Raw genomic sequence first — 468 nt, forward strand, 5'->3', positions numbered from 1 at the left:
ACTCAGGGGTAGCGCTTGCCGGATGGTGAGGCTGCCCGGCCTTCGGGTTTCGCATCACCCGACGCAGCATTACCTGAATGAGATCCCCCCTGTGGCGCAAGAGAAATTTCGCAATATTGGTTTAATCGCACGGTCTGAAAGTGAGCAGGCGCTCTATTCGTTGCGCCAGCTGATCCACTTCCTGCATGGCCGTGATTGCACCGTCATCCTCGATAAACACATTATCGGCAATCTCCCGGAGATGGGCTTGCAGGCCGCCAGTGCCTCACAAATGGGGGAGTCCTGTGATCTGGTGATTGTGGTTGGCGGGGATGGTAGCCTGCTGGGCGCAGCGCGTACGTTGTCCCGCTATAACGTGCCGGTACTGGGTGTGAACCGCGGCCACCTGGGTTTTCTTACCGACATTCTTCCCTCTGAAATCGAATCCCGGGTCGGTCAGGTGCTGGATGGCGAGTACAGTACGGAGAA

At 57.5% G+C, this 468-nt stretch carries 1 protein-coding gene; it reads left to right on the forward strand.

From position 1 onward, the window contains the following. Positions 1-91: 91 nt before the first annotated feature. On the forward strand, positions 92-468 hold a 377-nt coding region (locus tag A3754_RS07875), incomplete at its 3' end, for an NAD(+)/NADH kinase (protein ID WP_197468559.1).

This window comes from Alcanivorax sp. HI0083, from assembly GCF_001635175.1.